Source organism: Bacillus sp. SIMBA_008, assembly GCF_046535495.1.
GTDB classification, from domain to species: domain Bacteria; phylum Bacillota; class Bacilli; order Bacillales; family Bacillaceae; genus Bacillus; species Bacillus subtilis.
In genome coordinates this window covers 15,617-31,059 of the sequence record NZ_JAWRWL010000009.1, presented here as the reverse complement: position 1 = coordinate 31,059, position 15,443 = coordinate 15,617, and the positions used below count along the sequence as shown (strand labels likewise).

General features: G+C 43.6%; 14 protein-coding genes and 2 tRNA genes. All 16 read left to right on the top strand.

Annotated features, from left to right (window positions below):
- Positions 1–45: 45 nt before the first annotated feature.
- The 16 genes from pth to prkT all read left to right on the top strand — a co-directional run bounded on the left by pth (position 46) and on the right by prkT (position 15,367).
- Entirely contained in the window at positions 46–612 is a 567-nt protein-coding gene (gene pth, locus SB658_RS21555) for an aminoacyl-tRNA hydrolase (RefSeq protein ID WP_029726390.1), read from the top strand.
- Between the two features lie 59 nt (positions 613–671).
- A complete protein-coding gene (fin, locus tag SB658_RS21550) occupies positions 672–902 on the top strand; it encodes an anti-sigma-F factor Fin (RefSeq protein ID WP_003243417.1) in 231 nt (76 codons plus the stop codon).
- Between the two features lie 69 nt (positions 903–971).
- Positions 972–4,505 (top strand): transcription-repair coupling factor, encoded by a 3,534-nt coding sequence (gene mfd, locus SB658_RS21545; protein WP_003243453.1) that lies wholly within the window; start codon positions 972–974, stop codon positions 4,503–4,505.
- 135 nt (positions 4,506–4,640) lie between these two features.
- A complete protein-coding gene (gene spoVT, locus SB658_RS21540) occupies positions 4,641–5,177 on the top strand; it encodes a stage V sporulation protein T (RefSeq protein WP_003218365.1) in 537 nt (178 codons plus the stop codon).
- 181 nt (positions 5,178–5,358) lie between these two features.
- Positions 5,359–6,957 (top strand): putative polysaccharide biosynthesis protein, encoded by a 1,599-nt coding sequence (locus tag SB658_RS21535; protein ID WP_019712375.1) that lies wholly within the window; start codon positions 5,359–5,361, stop codon positions 6,955–6,957.
- Complete coding sequence (gene yabN, locus SB658_RS21530) at positions 6,947–8,416, top strand: bifunctional methyltransferase/pyrophosphohydrolase YabN (protein ID WP_015715107.1); 1,470 nt, start codon at positions 6,947–6,949, stop codon at positions 8,414–8,416. Before SB658_RS21535 ends, yabN begins: the two co-directional genes overlap by 11 nt.
- A 2-nt stretch (positions 8,417–8,418) precedes the next feature.
- Positions 8,419–8,679 (top strand): RNA-binding S4 domain-containing protein, encoded by a 261-nt coding sequence (locus SB658_RS21525; protein WP_003226716.1) that lies wholly within the window; start codon positions 8,419–8,421, stop codon positions 8,677–8,679.
- 78 nt (positions 8,680–8,757) lie between these two features.
- Positions 8,758–9,060, top strand: coding sequence for a sporulation protein YabP (gene yabP / locus SB658_RS21520; RefSeq protein WP_003226714.1), 303 nt, complete (start codon positions 8,758–8,760; stop codon positions 9,058–9,060).
- On the top strand, positions 9,057–9,692 hold the full coding sequence (gene yabQ / locus SB658_RS21515; protein WP_003243260.1) for a spore cortex biosynthesis protein YabQ: 636 nt from the start codon (positions 9,057–9,059) through the stop codon (positions 9,690–9,692). Before yabP ends, yabQ begins: the two co-directional genes overlap by 4 nt.
- A gap of 17 nt (positions 9,693–9,709) precedes the next feature.
- On the top strand, positions 9,710–10,087 hold the full coding sequence (gene divIC / locus SB658_RS21510) for a cell division protein DivIC (RefSeq protein ID WP_003243211.1): 378 nt from the start codon (positions 9,710–9,712) through the stop codon (positions 10,085–10,087).
- 80 nt (positions 10,088–10,167) lie between these two features.
- Complete coding sequence (locus SB658_RS21505; protein ID WP_003218379.1) at positions 10,168–10,554, top strand: S1 domain-containing RNA-binding protein; 387 nt, start codon at positions 10,168–10,170, stop codon at positions 10,552–10,554.
- Positions 10,555–10,722: 168 nt separating this feature from the next.
- Positions 10,723–10,799: transfer RNA gene (locus SB658_RS21500), tRNA-Met, on the top strand.
- 9 nt (positions 10,800–10,808) lie between these two features.
- Positions 10,809–10,880 (top strand) — tRNA-Glu (locus SB658_RS21495).
- 199 nt (positions 10,881–11,079) lie between these two features.
- The gene (spoIIE, locus tag SB658_RS21490; protein WP_003243026.1) at positions 11,080–13,563 is read left to right on the top strand and encodes a stage II sporulation protein E; all 2,484 of its coding nucleotides are present in this window, start codon (positions 11,080–11,082) and stop codon (positions 13,561–13,563) included.
- Between the two features lie 84 nt (positions 13,564–13,647).
- Positions 13,648–14,385 carry a vWA domain-containing protein gene (locus SB658_RS21485; RefSeq protein ID WP_003243782.1) on the top strand — a complete coding sequence of 246 codons (738 nt, stop codon included), beginning with the start codon at positions 13,648–13,650 and terminating at the stop codon, positions 14,383–14,385.
- The gene (prkT, locus tag SB658_RS21480; RefSeq protein ID WP_029726387.1) at positions 14,351–15,367 is read left to right on the top strand and encodes a serine/threonine protein kinase PrkT; all 1,017 of its coding nucleotides are present in this window, start codon (positions 14,351–14,353) and stop codon (positions 15,365–15,367) included. The genes SB658_RS21485 and prkT overlap by 35 nt, the downstream gene beginning before the upstream one ends.
- Positions 15,368–15,443 lie beyond the last annotated feature (76 nt).

Below are 15,443 nucleotides of genomic sequence, written 5' to 3'. Positions count from 1 at the left end.
CCCGTTTATGAAGACGGGAGTTATGTGACTAAGGGAGGATTCGCCATGCTTGTGATTGCCGGTCTCGGAAACCCGGGGAAGAACTATGAAAATACACGGCATAATGTCGGATTTATGGTGATAGATCAGCTTGCAAAGGAATGGAATATAGAGCTGAATCAAAATAAATTTAACGGATTATACGGAACCGGATTTGTTTCCGGCAAAAAGGTTCTACTTGTTAAACCGCTTACATATATGAATTTATCAGGAGAATGTTTGCGGCCTTTAATGGACTACTATGATATCGATAACGAAGATTTGACAGTCATTTACGACGACCTTGACCTTCCTACTGGCAAGATCCGTTTAAGAACGAAAGGAAGCGCCGGAGGGCACAATGGCATCAAATCACTGATCCAGCATCTTGGAACATCCGAGTTTGACCGTATCCGCATCGGAATCGGCCGGCCTGTAAACGGCATGAAGGTCGTTGATTATGTGTTAGGCTCCTTTACCAAGGAGGAGGCACCTGAGATCGAAGAAGCGGTTGATAAATCTGTGAAGGCTTGTGAGGCTTCTTTGAGTAAACCGTTTTTAGAAGTCATGAACGAATTTAACGCAAAGGTATAAAATGTAACAACAAAGTCCATACTACACCAAAATGACTTTTTCATCAGGAGGTCCCTTGTATGGCTTTGCATTATTATTGTCGTCATTGCGGAGTGAAAGTAGGCAGTCTCGAATCTTCAATGGTATCGACAGATTCACTTGGATTTCAGCACTTAACAAATGAGGAAAGAAACGATATGATTTCTTATAAGGAAAATGGAGATGTCCATGTTTTGACGATATGTGAAGACTGCCAAGAGGCGCTTGACCGAAATCCACATTACCACGAATATCACACATTTATTCAATAAAAAGCTTTGGTGTAGACACTAGACCAAAGCGTTTTTCTGTTCTCGCAGGAAACAGAGAGGAGGGGCCATATGGACAACATTCAAACCTTTATAAAAGAAAGCGATGACTTTAAATCCATCATCAACGGTTTACACGAGGGCCTGAAGGAACAGCTGCTCGCGGGTCTGTCGGGTTCCGCGCGTTCTGTTTTTACTTCTGCTCTGGCTAATGAAACGAATAAGCCTATCTTTCTAATCACCCATAACTTATATCAAGCCCAGAAAGTAACAGATGATCTGACTTCACTTCTAGAGGATCGGTCTGTCCTTTTGTACCCCGTCAATGAACTCATTTCATCAGAAATCGCAGTTGCAAGCCCTGAATTGCGGGCGCAGCGATTAGATGTCATTAATAGACTAACGAATGGAGAAGCGCCAATTGTCGTTGCTCCGGTAGCTGCAATCAGAAGAATGCTGCCGCCTGTAGAGGTGTGGAAAAGCAGCCAGATGCTCATTCAAGTAGGCCATGATATCGAACCTGACCAGCTTGCCTCACGGCTGGTAGAGGTAGGGTATGAGCGGTCTGATATGGTTTCTGCGCCCGGGGAATTCAGTATTCGCGGTGGAATCATTGACATTTATCCGTTGACTTCAGAGAATCCGGTGAGAATTGAACTTTTTGACACCGAGGTGGATTCAATCCGCAGCTTTAATTCAGATGATCAGCGGTCAATTGAGACCCTTACCTCGATCAATATCGGTCCCGCGAAGGAATTAATTATCAGACCGGAAGAAAAAGCGCGGGCGATGGAGAAAATCGATAGTGGTCTTGCCGCGAGCTTGAAAAAATTAAAGGCTGACAAACAAAAAGAAATACTTCATGCGAATATTTCTCACGATAAAGAACGCTTGTCTGAAGGCCAGACAGATCAGGAGCTCGTGAAGTATCTCTCATATTTCTATGAAAAGCCTGCTAGTTTACTAGATTATACACCTGATAATACACTTCTGATTTTGGATGAAGTCAGTCGGATTCATGAGATGGAAGAACAGCTTCAAAAAGAAGAAGCGGAGTTTATAACAAATCTTCTTGAGGAAGGGAAGATTTTGCATGACATTCGTTTGTCATTCAGCTTCCAAAAAATAGTGGCTGAGCAAAAACGGCCTCTGCTGTACTACTCTTTATTTTTGCGGCATGTACACCATACGAGCCCGCAAAATATCGTCAATGTGTCAGGCCGGCAAATGCAGAGTTTCCATGGCCAAATGAACGTGCTTGCGGGCGAAATGGAGCGTTTTAAAAAATCAAATTTCACTGTTGTGTTCTTAGGAGCAAACAAGGAACGTACGCAGAAATTGTCATCTGTTTTGGCTGATTATGATATCGAGGCCGCCATGACAGACAGCAAAAAAGCGCTTGTTCAGGGACAGGTCTATATCATGGAAGGCGAGCTCCAATCGGGATTTGAGCTGCCGTTAATGAAGCTTGCCGTTATCACGGAAGAAGAACTGTTCAAAAACCGTGTAAAGAAGAAGCCGCGAAAACAGAAGCTTACCAATGCAGAGCGCATCAAAAGCTATTCTGAGCTTCAAATTGGAGATTATGTCGTTCATATTAATCACGGGATCGGAAAATACCTGGGGATTGAGACTCTTGAAATCAACGGCATTCATAAAGACTATTTAAATATACATTATCAGGGAAGTGACAAGCTTTACGTCCCTGTAGAACAAATTGATCAGGTCCAAAAATATGTCGGCTCCGAAGGAAAAGAGCCAAAGCTGTATAAATTAGGCGGAAGTGAATGGAAGCGGGTCAAGAAAAAAGTAGAGACATCCGTTCAGGATATTGCTGATGACTTAATTAAGCTGTATGCCGAAAGAGAAGCGAGCAAGGGCTATGCGTTTTCTCCTGACCATGAGATGCAGCGGGAATTCGAATCGGCTTTCCCTTATCAAGAGACTGAGGATCAGCTCCGTTCTATTCACGAAATCAAAAAAGACATGGAAAGAGAACGTCCGATGGACCGCTTGCTGTGCGGAGATGTGGGCTACGGTAAAACAGAGGTTGCCATACGTGCCGCGTTTAAGGCGATCGGTGACGGAAAGCAGGTAGCTCTGCTCGTTCCGACAACAATTTTGGCACAGCAGCACTATGAAACCATAAAAGAGCGCTTCCAGGACTATCCGATTAATATCGGCCTTCTCAGCAGGTTCAGAACGAGAAAAGAAGCAAACGAAACAATCAAAGGGCTGAAAAACGGAACGGTTGATATCGTCATCGGGACGCATCGGCTGCTATCAAAGGATGTCGTGTATAAAGACTTAGGGCTCCTCATCATTGATGAAGAGCAGCGTTTCGGTGTAACCCATAAAGAAAAGATCAAGCAAATAAAAGCCAATGTTGATGTATTAACGTTAACAGCAACGCCGATTCCTCGTACGCTGCATATGTCTATGCTTGGCGTAAGGGATCTTTCAGTCATCGAGACTCCGCCGGAAAATCGCTTCCCCGTACAGACGTATGTTGTGGAATATAACGGCGCTCTTGTCAGAGAGGCGATTGAACGTGAGCTTGCACGCGGAGGCCAGGTCTATTTCTTGTACAACCGGGTAGAGGACATTGAGCGGAAAGCGGATGAAATTTCAATGCTAGTCCCTGACGCGAAGGTAGCATATGCTCATGGGAAAATGACAGAAAATGAATTAGAAACCGTTATGCTAAGTTTCCTTGAAGGAGAATCAGACGTTCTCGTCAGCACAACCATTATCGAAACTGGCGTGGACATCCCGAACGTCAATACGTTGATCGTATTTGACGCCGACAAGATGGGACTTTCTCAGCTTTACCAGCTGCGGGGGCGTGTCGGCCGTTCTAACCGTGTGGCGTATGCGTACTTCACGTATCGCCGGGATAAAGTGCTGACAGAAGTGGCTGAAAAAAGGCTGCAGGCTATTAAAGAATTCACAGAGCTAGGTTCCGGTTTTAAAATCGCAATGCGTGACTTAACGATTCGCGGAGCCGGGAATCTTCTTGGTGCCCAGCAGCATGGCTTCATCGATTCGGTCGGATTTGACCTCTATTCACAAATGCTGAAGGAGGCCATTGAGGAGCGTAAAGGAGACACAGCGAAGACAGAGCAGTTTGAAACAGAAATTGATGTCGAGCTTGATGCGTATATTCCGGAAACTTATATTCAAGACGGCAAACAGAAAATTGATATGTATAAACGCTTCAGGTCTGTGGCGACAATCGAAGAGAAGAATGAGCTTCAAGATGAAATGATCGACCGCTTTGGAAACTATCCAAAAGAAGTCGAATACTTGTTTACTGTTGCAGAAATGAAAGTCTATGCGAGACAGGAACGTGTCGAGCTGATTAAGCAGGATAAAGATGCTGTCAGATTGACGATTTCTGAAGAAGCAAGTGCTGAAATTGACGGACAGAAGCTGTTTGAGCTTGGCAATCAATATGGCAGACAAATCGGACTGGGAATGGAAGGGAAAAAACTCAAAATCTCCATACAGACGAAAGGCCGTAGTGCCGATGAATGGCTCGACACCGTGCTGGGCATGCTGAAGGGCTTAAAAGATGTGAAAAAGCAAACCATTTCATCAACGTAAATTTTGTTACTCTCTGGTGTATATTACATTTGATGTGACGGATACTAATTTCAAGCGAGGCGGAAGGTACATAAAGTAACTGCTTTAGGTCTTTCCCACATGTATATACCATCAAATGAAAGAGAGGCACCAGAGATGAAAGCAACCGGTATCGTACGTCGTATTGATGACTTAGGTCGGGTCGTGATTCCTAAAGAAATTCGAAGAACTCTGAGAATCAGGGAAGGCGATCCGCTTGAGATTTTTGTAGATCGTGACGGAGAAGTGATTTTGAAAAAGTACTCTCCGATCAGTGAGCTTGGAGACTTTGCAAAGGAGTATGCAGACGCGCTTTACGACAGCCTCGGCCATTCAGTGCTGATTTGTGATCGTGATGTATATATTGCCGTGTCCGGCAGCTCCAAAAAAGATTACTTAAACAAGTCAATCAGCGAAATGCTGGAAAGAACAATGGATCAGCGCAGCTCCGTGCTTGAGAGTGATGCGAAATCAGTACAGCTTGTGAATGGAATTGATGAGGACATGAATTCTTATACTGTCGGCCCAATTGTGGCGAACGGTGATCCGATAGGTGCTGTGGTGATCTTTTCAAAAGATCAGACAATGGGCGAAGTAGAGCATAAAGCCGTTGAAACAGCAGCTGGATTTTTGGCTCGTCAAATGGAACAGTAGGTCTTATTCCTTTCTTCGAAAATAGGTATGTAAAGAACAGCTCTCCTTGGGACGCTGTTCTTTTTCATGCGTGCCGAAAAAGGAATCCAAGGGTTGGGATGTGGTATAATAACCTCGTTTTTATTTGTGCCGCGGTAATACGTGAACCGTATTGCCCCTGACGTTGGGAAGGAGCTTTTGGATGGACGATTCAATAGGCGTTAAACGGCATTGGATTTGGCAGGGGGCTTTTGTTTTAATTCTGGCAGGCGTCATCACAAAAATTTTAAGCGCTGTTTACAGAGTCCCGTTTCAAAACATTGTCGGCGATGTTGGATTTTATATATATCAGCAGGTATATCCCTTTCTTGGTATTGCGGTCATGCTGTCCACATCAGGATTTCCAGTCATTATTTCAAAGCTGATGAATGATTATAGTGAAAAAAATCATCACACCATATTAAAAATATCTGCGTTGTTTTTGTCTTTAATCGGTATTTTATTATTTCTTTGTTTATATCTGGGTGCTGTTCCTATTGCACTCTTTATGGGGGATTCGCATCTAGCCGTGTTAATTCAAGTGACCGCGTACGCGTTTCTGCTGTTCCCATTTGTCGCGTTGCTTAGAGGCGGTTTTCAGGGGCGGCACGAAATGCTCCCTTCAGCCTTATCACAGATGACAGAGCAGTTTCTGCGTGTTGCAGTGCTCTTGGGTTTATCATTTTGGCTCGTGAAAAAGGGAGCCTCGCTTTATACTGCGGGAGCGGCAGCCGCTTCAGGCTCTCTTGCCGGAAGTTTGGTTGCATTGATGATACTGGGGTTTTTTTGGTTTAAAACGAATAGAGACAACCAAACGGATAGGCAAAATGAAAATGTCATCACAACAAAAGAATTGACGAAAAAACTGCTTTTATATTCGGTTACAATTTGTGTAAGCAGTTTGCTGCTTTTGTTTATCCAGCTTGTTGATGCTTTGAATTTATATGCATTGCTTTCGGGTGGTGAGGCAAGCGAAGAAGCAAAACGCCTAAAGGGGATCTATGATCGGGGACAACCCTTGCTGCAGCTCGGTTCAATTTTCGCGGTAAGCATTGCGACGTCACTCGTTCCGTATATTTCTATGGCTGTAAAAAACAATGAGCTGAAGATCATGAAAGAAAAAATCACGTCATCTTTGAAACTATGCCTTGTGCTCGGTACAGGCGCATCGGCTGGGTTGATTTGCATTCTAAAGCCGGTAAATATCATGCTGTTTCAAAATGGAGAAGGGACAGGTGCGTTACAAGTATTTAGCTGCTCCATTTTGTTTGCATCTATGGCGGTAACGGCAGCGGCAGTCTTACAGGGAGCGGGGTACACAGTTTTTCCTGCGATAGCGGTGGGCGCGGGTGTTGCGGTGAAATGGGTGTTAAATACACTTTTGGTTCCGCGCTATGGGATTGAAGGCGCATCGCTTGCGACAGCGGCTTCCTTTGCGGCTGTCGCCGGCCTTAACTTGTATCAGCTTCGGCAAAAGGAATGGCTTGATAAGCTTAGAGGCGTTTTGATTCCGATTATTGGATCTGCTCTTTTGATGTCAGCTGTCTTGCTTGCGTATACGCGTCTATGGACTTTCTTGTTTCCTGCAACAGGAAGAGGAGTTGCTGTGATTGAGAGCCTTTCTGCTGTTGCCATTGGTGGCGCGGTGTTTATTTATTGTATGATGAGATTGGGAATATTTACAGATGAAGAGCTGAACAGTGTGCCATTCGGCAGCAAGTTAAGCAAATTCATGAGAAGGAGAGAACAAAATGGCGGGTAAAATTACAGTCGTGGGACTTGGTGCCGGAGACATGGACCAGTTGACAATTGGTATACACAAGCTGTTGACGAAGGCAGATACGCTGTATGTCAGAACCAAGGATCATCCTTTAATTGAGGAGCTTGAAAAAGAAACGAAGAACATCCGTTTCTTTGACGATATATATGAGAAACATGATCAGTTCGAGGCGGTATATGAAGAAATTGCAGATATCCTCTTTGAAGCGGCGCGGCGTGAGGATGTGGTTTACGCTGTGCCGGGACACCCTTTTGTCGCAGAAAAAACAGTTCAGCTGCTGACGGAGCGGCAGGAAAAGGAAAACGTTCAAGTGAAAGTCGCGGGGGGACAAAGTTTCCTTGATGCCACATTCAATGCCTTGCAAATTGACCCGATTGAAGGTTTTCAATTTGTGGATGCCGGCACATTGTCCGCGGATGAGCTTGAGCTCAGACATCATCTGATCATATGTCAGGTTTACGACCAAATGACGGCTTCTGAAGTGAAGCTGACATTAATGGAGAAGCTGCCTGATGATTATGAGGTCGTGATCGTGACTGCAGCAGGCAGCTGTGGCGAGGAGATCAGGACAGTGCCATTATTTGAGCTGGACCGCAATGTCGCCTTGAACAACTTAACAAGTGTGTATATTCCGCCGATTAAAGAAGAGAAGCTGCTTTATCACGAATTCTCCACGTTCCGAAGCATCATCAGAGAGCTTCGCGGACCTAATGGATGTCCGTGGGATAAAAAACAGACGCATCAGTCATTAAAGCAGTACATGATTGAAGAATGTTATGAGCTTCTCGAAGCTATTGACGAAGAAGACACAGACCATATGATCGAAGAGCTTGGCGACGTTTTGCTTCAGGTCTTGCTTCACGCGCAAATTGGTGAAGATGAAGGTTATTTCACAATTGATGATGTCATAAAAGGAATCAGTGAAAAAATGGTCCGAAGACATCCCCATGTGTTTAAAGATGTTAAGGTTCAGGATGAAAACGATGTTTTGGCCAATTGGGAAGATATAAAAAAGGCCGAAAAAAATACATCTGAATCATCGTTACTAGACAGCGTACCGAAAACCCTTCCAGCTCTTTCGAAAGCTGCTAAATTGCAGAAAAAAGCAGCGAAGGTCGGTTTTGACTGGGAAGACGTCAGCGATATTTGGGAAAAGGTAAGTGAGGAAATGAAGGAATTTTCTTCTGAGGTTTCTGAAGCTCCTCACGAACACAATCTTAAAGCTGAGTTTGGCGACATTTTGTTCGCGCTGGTGAATGTAGCCCGCTTCTACAAAATAGAGCCAGAGGAAGCGCTGACCATGACTAATGACAAATTCCGGAGACGGTTCTCGTACATTGAGGAAACAGCGAAGGAAGAGGGAGTCGAGTTGGCTGATATGTCCCTTGAGGACATGGACAAACTGTGGAATGAAGCAAAAGAAACTGAGAGGAGATCATAGATATGAGATTAGATAAATTTTTGAAAGTATCACGGCTGATCAAACGGCGTACACTAGCGAAGGAAGTAGCTGACCAAGGACGAATCTCTATTAACGGAAACCAAGCTAAAGCTAGCTCTGACGTAAAACCGGGAGATGAACTAACGGTCCGCTTCGGCCAAAAGCTTGTAACGGTTCAAGTTAATGAATTGAAAGACACGACGAAAAAAGAAGAAGCTGCAAACATGTACACGATTCTAAAAGAAGAAAAACTCGGCGAATAGGCTTGTTCTAAAAAAACCCCCCACCTCATACAATGCAGTAATAATGCTAAAAGTATCGAGGATATGGGGGCTGAATAGATGAATTCATATTATGATCAAAAAGGTTCTTCGTCTGTTCCGGAACAGCATGATGTGACAATGAAAGGCCGGAAGCATTTAGATATTTCTGGGGTTAAGCATGTGGAGAGTTTTGATAACGAAGAATTCCTGCTGGAAACGGTGATGGGAATGCTCTCCGTCAGAGGCCAAAACCTGCAGATGAAAAATCTTGATGTGGAAAAAGGGATTGTTTCGATTAAAGGCAGGGTATTTGATTTAGTGTACTTAGACGAACAACAAGGGGATAAAGCTAAAGGGTTTTTTAGCAAGTTGTTTAAATGACGCTGACGACACAATTCTATACAATGCTAGCGATGTCCGGTATGGGTCTCTGGCTTGGTGCTTCGCTTGATACATACCGGCTCTTTGTCATTCGTGCCAAAACAGCCAGATGGCTATTATTTATTCATGATATTCTTTTCTGGATTATGCAAGGGCTGCTTTTCTTTTATGTCTTGCTTCATGTAAATGAGGGAGAATTCAGGATTTACATCTTTTTAGCGGTTCTGCTGGGCGTTGCGACGTATCAGAGCCTTTGCAAACGAATCTATATAAAAATACTGAAATTCGTCATTTACCTTGTTGTTTCTGTTTATCAATTCTTCAAAAAACTCATTCAGCACGTGTTATTTCGTCCTATTGTGTGGACATGCGGAGCGATCATCTGGCTGGCGGCATTTTTATTCAAGAAAACATACAGCCTGATAGGTTTTCTCCTGCTGTGTCTATATAAAATAGTCATGGTTCTGTGTTTTCCGATCCGTTTTATCGCGAAACAATGTTTGAAACTTCTTCCTGTGAAAATGCGTCTAACTTTTAGACGTTATTTTGAAAAAGGTGCAGGATTTCTCAAAAAGAAGAAGAAACTATTGATAACCATAAGAACGACCATCACACGGTTTTTGAAGAGATGAAAGGAGGACCGTCTGGTTTGAATTTTTCCAGGGAACGAACGATAACTGAAATACAAAACGACTATAAAGAACAAGTAGAACGGCAAAATCAGCTGAAGAAACGAAGACGCAAAGGGCTGTACAGACGGTTAACTGTATTCGGCGCCCTAGTATTCCTGACGGCAATTGTGCTGGCAAGCTCTGTATGGTCCCAAACATCTTCCCTTAGTGCAAAAGAAGAAAAGAAAGAACAGCTTGAAAAAGAACTGAAAAGTTTAAAGACAAAACAAACGGATTTAAAAGAAGAAATATCCAAATTGAAGGATGAGGATTACGTCACAGAGCTTGCCAGAAGGGACTTATTCATGTCTGGAGACGGAGAAATTATCTTCAATGTGGAGAAGAAGAGCAAGTAGCCTTGTTGACACTTAAATTTTTATTTAGGTATAATTAAGCAAACGATCTTTTTATAAGCCTAAGGAGGAGCACTTTTTTTATGTCGATTGAAGTTGGCAGCAAGTTGCAAGGGAAAATTACAGGTATTACAAATTTTGGAGCATTTGTTGAATTGCCTGGAGGCTCAACCGGTCTCGTTCACATTAGTGAGGTAGCTGATAATTATGTCAAAGACATTAACGACCACTTAAAAGTCGGCGACCAAGTTGAAGTGAAAGTCATCAACGTTGAAAAAGACGGGAAAATTGGTTTATCTATTAAAAAAGCTAAAGACCGTCCGCAAGCCAGACCTAGAAATGATTTCCGTCCGAAAGAATCTTTTGAACAGAAAATGAATAAGTTTTTAAAAGACAGCGAAGATCGCTTGTCATCTTTAAAACGCAATACGGAATCAAAACGTGGAGGGCGCGGAGCAAGAAGAGGATAACTTGCTGCTTTCTATAAAATAAATGAAGCATCCGTTCATCCCGACGGATGCTTTTTTATTATCCTCATTCTCTTTAAGAGTCAGAAAATTACAACATTAAAGTTTCTGTTGACGAAAGAGACAAACCTTTGTATTATATAACTTGTGCTTAGAAGCACAAAACAATATGGCGGTGTAGCTCAGCTGGCTAGAGCGTACGGTTCATACCCGTGAGGTCGGGGGTTCGATCCCCTCCGCCGCTACCATATTTGTTTGGCCCGTTGGTCAAGCGGTTAAGACACCGCCCTTTCACGGCGGTAACACGGGTTCGAATCCCGTACGGGTCATCCTAACAAATCGGTTTCTCTTGCAGAAGCCGATTTTTTTCATTTTTAGACAACATTCCGGAAATTCTTTTCATAAACGAATATCAAGGCAGAAACCGTCGAAGATTTCTTTGGTATTGTTACCTTCTTTTGACAAAATCCTATCTGTGCTTTCGCTATAATGACAGGCAACGAATATAACAGGTGGGAGATGAGAGGAATGGAAAAAGCAGAAAGAAGAGTGAACGGGCCAATGGCGGGACAAGCTTTGGAAAAACTCCAATCGTTTTTTAACAGGGGCACGAAGCTGGTGACTCATCATTTGCATTCACTGTTTTTCTATAAAGGATTCATTTATGTTGTCATCGGATTTTTGCTTGGACGGGCTTTCATATTATCCGAGGTGCTTCCTTTCGCACTTCCTTTCTTTGGAGCGATGCTTCTTATCAGAAGAGACAAAGCGTTTTATGCGGTTTTGGCTGTGCTTGCAGGTGCGCTGACCATATCTCCAAAGCACTCATTGCTCATACTGGCGGCATTGCTGGCATTCTTCGTATTTTCTAAAGTGGCTGCCTTCATTACCGACGATCGTGTTAAAGCGCTCCCGATTGTCGTGTTCTTCTCCATGGCTGCAGCAAGAGCCGGGTTTGTTTATGCCCAAAATGGCGTATTTACAACCTATGATTATGTAATGGCTATCGTTGAGGCTGGACTATCGTTTATCTTAACACTGATTTTCCTTCAGAGCCTTCCGATTTTTACTGTGAAAAAAGTGAAACAATCATTAAAAATAGAGGAAATCATTTGCTTTATGATTCTTATTGCCTCTGTTTTAACGGGGCTGGCTGGCTTGTCCTACCAAGGGATGCAGGCAGAACATATATTGGCTCGTTATGTTGTGTTGAGTTTTTCCTTTATTGGCGGAGCAAGCATCGGCTGTACGGTTGGGGTTGTGACCGGCCTGATTCTTGGCTTGGCGAATATCGGAAACCTATATCAAATGAGTCTGCTTGCTTTTTCCGGTTTATTGGGCGGTTTGCTGAAGGAAGGGAAAAAAGCGGGTGCAGCAATTGGTTTGATCGTTGGATCACTTCTTATATCTTTATATGGTGAAGGCTCTGCCGGTCTGATGACAACGCTCTATGAGTCATTAATCGCAGTCTGCCTGTTTTTGCTCACACCTCAATCTATTACGAGGAAAGTGGCGAGATATATTCCGGGAACTGTCGAGCATCTTCAAGAGCAACAGCAATACGCTAGAAAAATCCGTGATGTCACTGCTCAGAAGGTAGACCAATTCTCCAATGTATTTCACGCGCTGTCTGAAAGCTTTGCAACCTTTTATCAAGCATCAGACGAACAGACAGATGACAGCGAAGTTGATCTGTTCTTAAGCAAAATCACGGAGCATTCCTGCCAGACGTGCTACAAGAAAAACAGGTGCTGGGTACAGAACTTTGATAAAACATATGACTTAATGAAACAAGTTATGCTTGAAACAGAGGAAAAAGAATATGCATCAAACCGAAGGCTGAAAAAAGAGTTTCAACAGTATTGTTCTAAATCCAAGCAGGTTGAAGAGCTGATTGAGGATGAGCTCGCACATCATCATGCCCATTTGACACTCAAGAAAAAAGTCCAAGACAGCAGGCGCCTTGTTGCTGAACAGCTTTTAGGCGTTTCTGAGGTTATGGCCGACTTTTCTCGGGAAATAAAAAGAGAGCGAGAACAACACTTTCTGCAGGAAGAGCAAATCATAGAAGCGCTTCAGCATTTCGGAATTGAGATTCAGCATGTCGAGATCTATAGTCTTGAACAAGGAAATATCGATATTGAAATGACCATTCCGTTCAGCGGACATGGAGAAAGTGAAAAAATCATTGCTCCTATGCTTTCTGACATTCTGGAGGAACAAATTCTTGTGAAAGCCGAACAGCACTCTCCGCATCCGAATGGATACAGCCATGTCGCCTTTGGATCAACAAAATCATACAGGGTGTCCACGGGAGCTGCTCACGCTGCGAAGGGCGGCGGCCTTGTCTCCGGTGACAGCTACAGCATGATGGAGCTTGGAGCCAGAAAATATGCTGCAGCAATCAGTGACGGAATGGGCAATGGCGCAAGAGCGCACTTTGAAAGCAATGAAACGATCAAGCTTCTTGAAAAAATCCTTGAATCGGGCATTGATGAAAAAATAGCAATTAAAACGATCAACAGCATACTGTCTCTAAGGACAACTGACGAAATATATTCCACGCTTGACCTATCTATTATCGATCTTCAAGATGCCAGCTGTAAATTTTTGAAGGTTGGATCGACGCCCAGCTTTATCAAACGGGGTGACCAGGTCATGAAAGTTCAAGCGAGCAATCTGCCAATCGGTATTATTAATGAATTCGATGTGGAGGTTGTGAGTGAACAGCTGAAAGCGGGTGACCTCTTAATTATGATGAGTGATGGCATTTTTGAGGGGCCTAAGCATGTGGAAAATCACGACTTATGGATGAAGCGTAAAATGAAAGGGTTGAAAACAAATGACCCGCAGGAGATTGCCGATTTGCTTATGGAAGAAGTCATCCGCACAAGATCCGGCCAAATTGAGGACGATATGACTGTTGTTGTCGTCCGGATTGATCACAATACACCGAAGTGGGCATCCATTCCTGTTCCGGCAATCTTTCAAAACAAACAAGAAATTTCATAACGCTTCCGTATAAATCAAATTTCTTCTGGCGAAGATGGGAATATATGAATCTGAGAATCCTCGTATTCTCCAGGAGGAATGAATGTGAACAACGGACATTTAAATCAAATTTTGCTGATAACGGATGGCTGCTCAAACCATGGGGAAGACCCGCTTGCAATGGCTGCTTTTGCTAAAGAGCAGGGGATTACGGTAAATGTCATTGGTATAATGGAAGAAAATCAAATTGACCCTGAGGCAATGAAGGAAGTCGAAGGGATTGCACTTGCCGGAGGAGGCGTGCACCAAGTCGTTTATGCATCTCAGCTTTCACAAACTGTTCAAATGGTAACAAAGAAAGCGATGACGCAAACCTTACAAGGTGTAGTCAATCAAGAACTGAAACAGATTCTCGGAAAGAATGTGGAAATGGAAGAGCTTTCTCCGGAAAAACGCGGCGAAGTCATGGAAGTGGTAGACGAGCTTGGAGAAACGGTGCATCTTCAGGTTTTGGTTCTTGTTGATACAAGTGCAAGTATGGCGCCAAAGCTTCCAACAGTAAAAGAGGCGCTGATTGATTTGTCTGTAAGCCTCAATTCCCGAATCGGGAATAACGAATTTGCGATGTGTATATTTCCCGGGAAAAAACAAGAGGTCGAGCTTGTGCTGAACTGGACACCGAAGCTGCAATCTCTTTCCACACTCTTTGCAAAGCTTTCGACAGGCGGCATCACGCCGACAGGTCCGGCGATTCGTGAAGCGACACTGCAGTTTGAAAAAATACGCTCAAGAAGGGGCATGCTGGCAGATGATGAACGACGCTTTGACGAGTTTGGCATGTAGCCTCAAGCCGGGTACGACAATCAAAGGCAAGTGGAATGGAAACACTTATACATTGCGTAAACAGCTTGGTAAAGGGGCCAATGGAATTGTGTATTTGGCAGAAGCATCAGATGGACATGTTGCCTTAAAGGTGAGTGATGACAGCCTGTCTATTACTTCTGAAGTGAATGTCTTGAAATCTTTCTCAAAGGCCCAGTCCGTTACGATGGGGCCTTCTTTTTTTGATACGGATGATGCCTATATTCCCAGTACCAATACGAAAGTTTCATTTTATGCAATGGAATACATAAAAGGGCCGCTGCTTTTGAAGTATGTCAGTGATAAAGGAGCAGAGTGGATACCGGTATTAATGATTCAGCTGTTATCCAGCTTATCGGTGCTTCACCAGCAAGGATGGATATTCGGCGATCTTAAACCTGATAATCTGATCGTAACTGGTCCGCCCGCAAGGATCCGCTGCATTGATGTGGGCGGCACGACAAAGGAAGGCCGGGCGATAAAAGAGTATACGGAGTTTTATGACAGAGGCTATTGGGGGTATGGAACAAGAAAGGCAGAGCCATCCTATGATCTGTTCGCAGTTGCCATGATTATGATCAACAGTGTGCATAAAAAAGAATTTAAGAAAACGAACCAGCCCAAAGAACAGCTTAGGTCTCTCATCGAAGGAAACCCTCTGCTTCAAAAGTATAAAAAAGTGCTTTTTTCAGCCTTGAACGGAGATTATCAATCCGCAGATGAAATGAAAAAGGATATGCTAGACGCGGGGCAAAAAGCAGCACAAAGAAAACAGCCTATAAAAGCATCACCGCAGCCTGCCACACGACATAGACAGCAAAAACCGCGCCAAGGAAAAATAACGAAGACGCGATATACCCCAAAACAGAAACAGGCTAAGTCGGGGGGGTTATTTGAAACAACGCTGATCGTGATCAGTGTTTTAGCGCTTTATTTCGCCTATATTATCTTTTTCTTAATCTGAATGGTGCAAACTGCAGAGCCTATGCTTCTTCTTTGCTTGGAGGGGTTGAAAGTGTTAGGATATGAATATCTTTAAA

Excerpts from the sequence above, each read along its gene's own strand:
- SB658_RS21505 (WP_003218379.1), top strand. The coding sequence starts at position 10,168 with ATGTCGATTGAAGTTGGCAGCAAGTTGCAAGGGAAAATTACAGGTATT.
- yabQ (WP_003243260.1), top strand. The coding sequence starts at position 9,057 with ATGACGCTGACGACACAATTCTATACAATGCTAGCGATGTCCGGTATG.
- pth (WP_029726390.1), top strand. The coding sequence starts at position 46 with ATGCTTGTGATTGCCGGTCTCGGAAACCCGGGGAAGAACTATGAAAAT.
- spoVT (WP_003218365.1), top strand. The coding sequence starts at position 4,641 with ATGAAAGCAACCGGTATCGTACGTCGTATTGATGACTTAGGTCGGGTC.
- yabN (WP_015715107.1), top strand. The coding sequence starts at position 6,947 with ATGGCGGGTAAAATTACAGTCGTGGGACTTGGTGCCGGAGACATGGAC.
- prkT (WP_029726387.1), top strand. The coding sequence starts at position 14,351 with ATGATGAACGACGCTTTGACGAGTTTGGCATGTAGCCTCAAGCCGGGT.
- spoIIE (WP_003243026.1), top strand. The coding sequence starts at position 11,080 with ATGGAAAAAGCAGAAAGAAGAGTGAACGGGCCAATGGCGGGACAAGCT.
- fin (WP_003243417.1), top strand. The coding sequence starts at position 672 with ATGGCTTTGCATTATTATTGTCGTCATTGCGGAGTGAAAGTAGGCAGT.
- mfd (WP_003243453.1), top strand. The coding sequence starts at position 972 with ATGGACAACATTCAAACCTTTATAAAAGAAAGCGATGACTTTAAATCC.
- yabP (WP_003226714.1), top strand. The coding sequence starts at position 8,758 with ATGAATTCATATTATGATCAAAAAGGTTCTTCGTCTGTTCCGGAACAG.
- SB658_RS21525 (WP_003226716.1), top strand. The coding sequence starts at position 8,419 with ATGAGATTAGATAAATTTTTGAAAGTATCACGGCTGATCAAACGGCGT.
- SB658_RS21535 (WP_019712375.1), top strand. The coding sequence starts at position 5,359 with ATGGACGATTCAATAGGCGTTAAACGGCATTGGATTTGGCAGGGGGCT.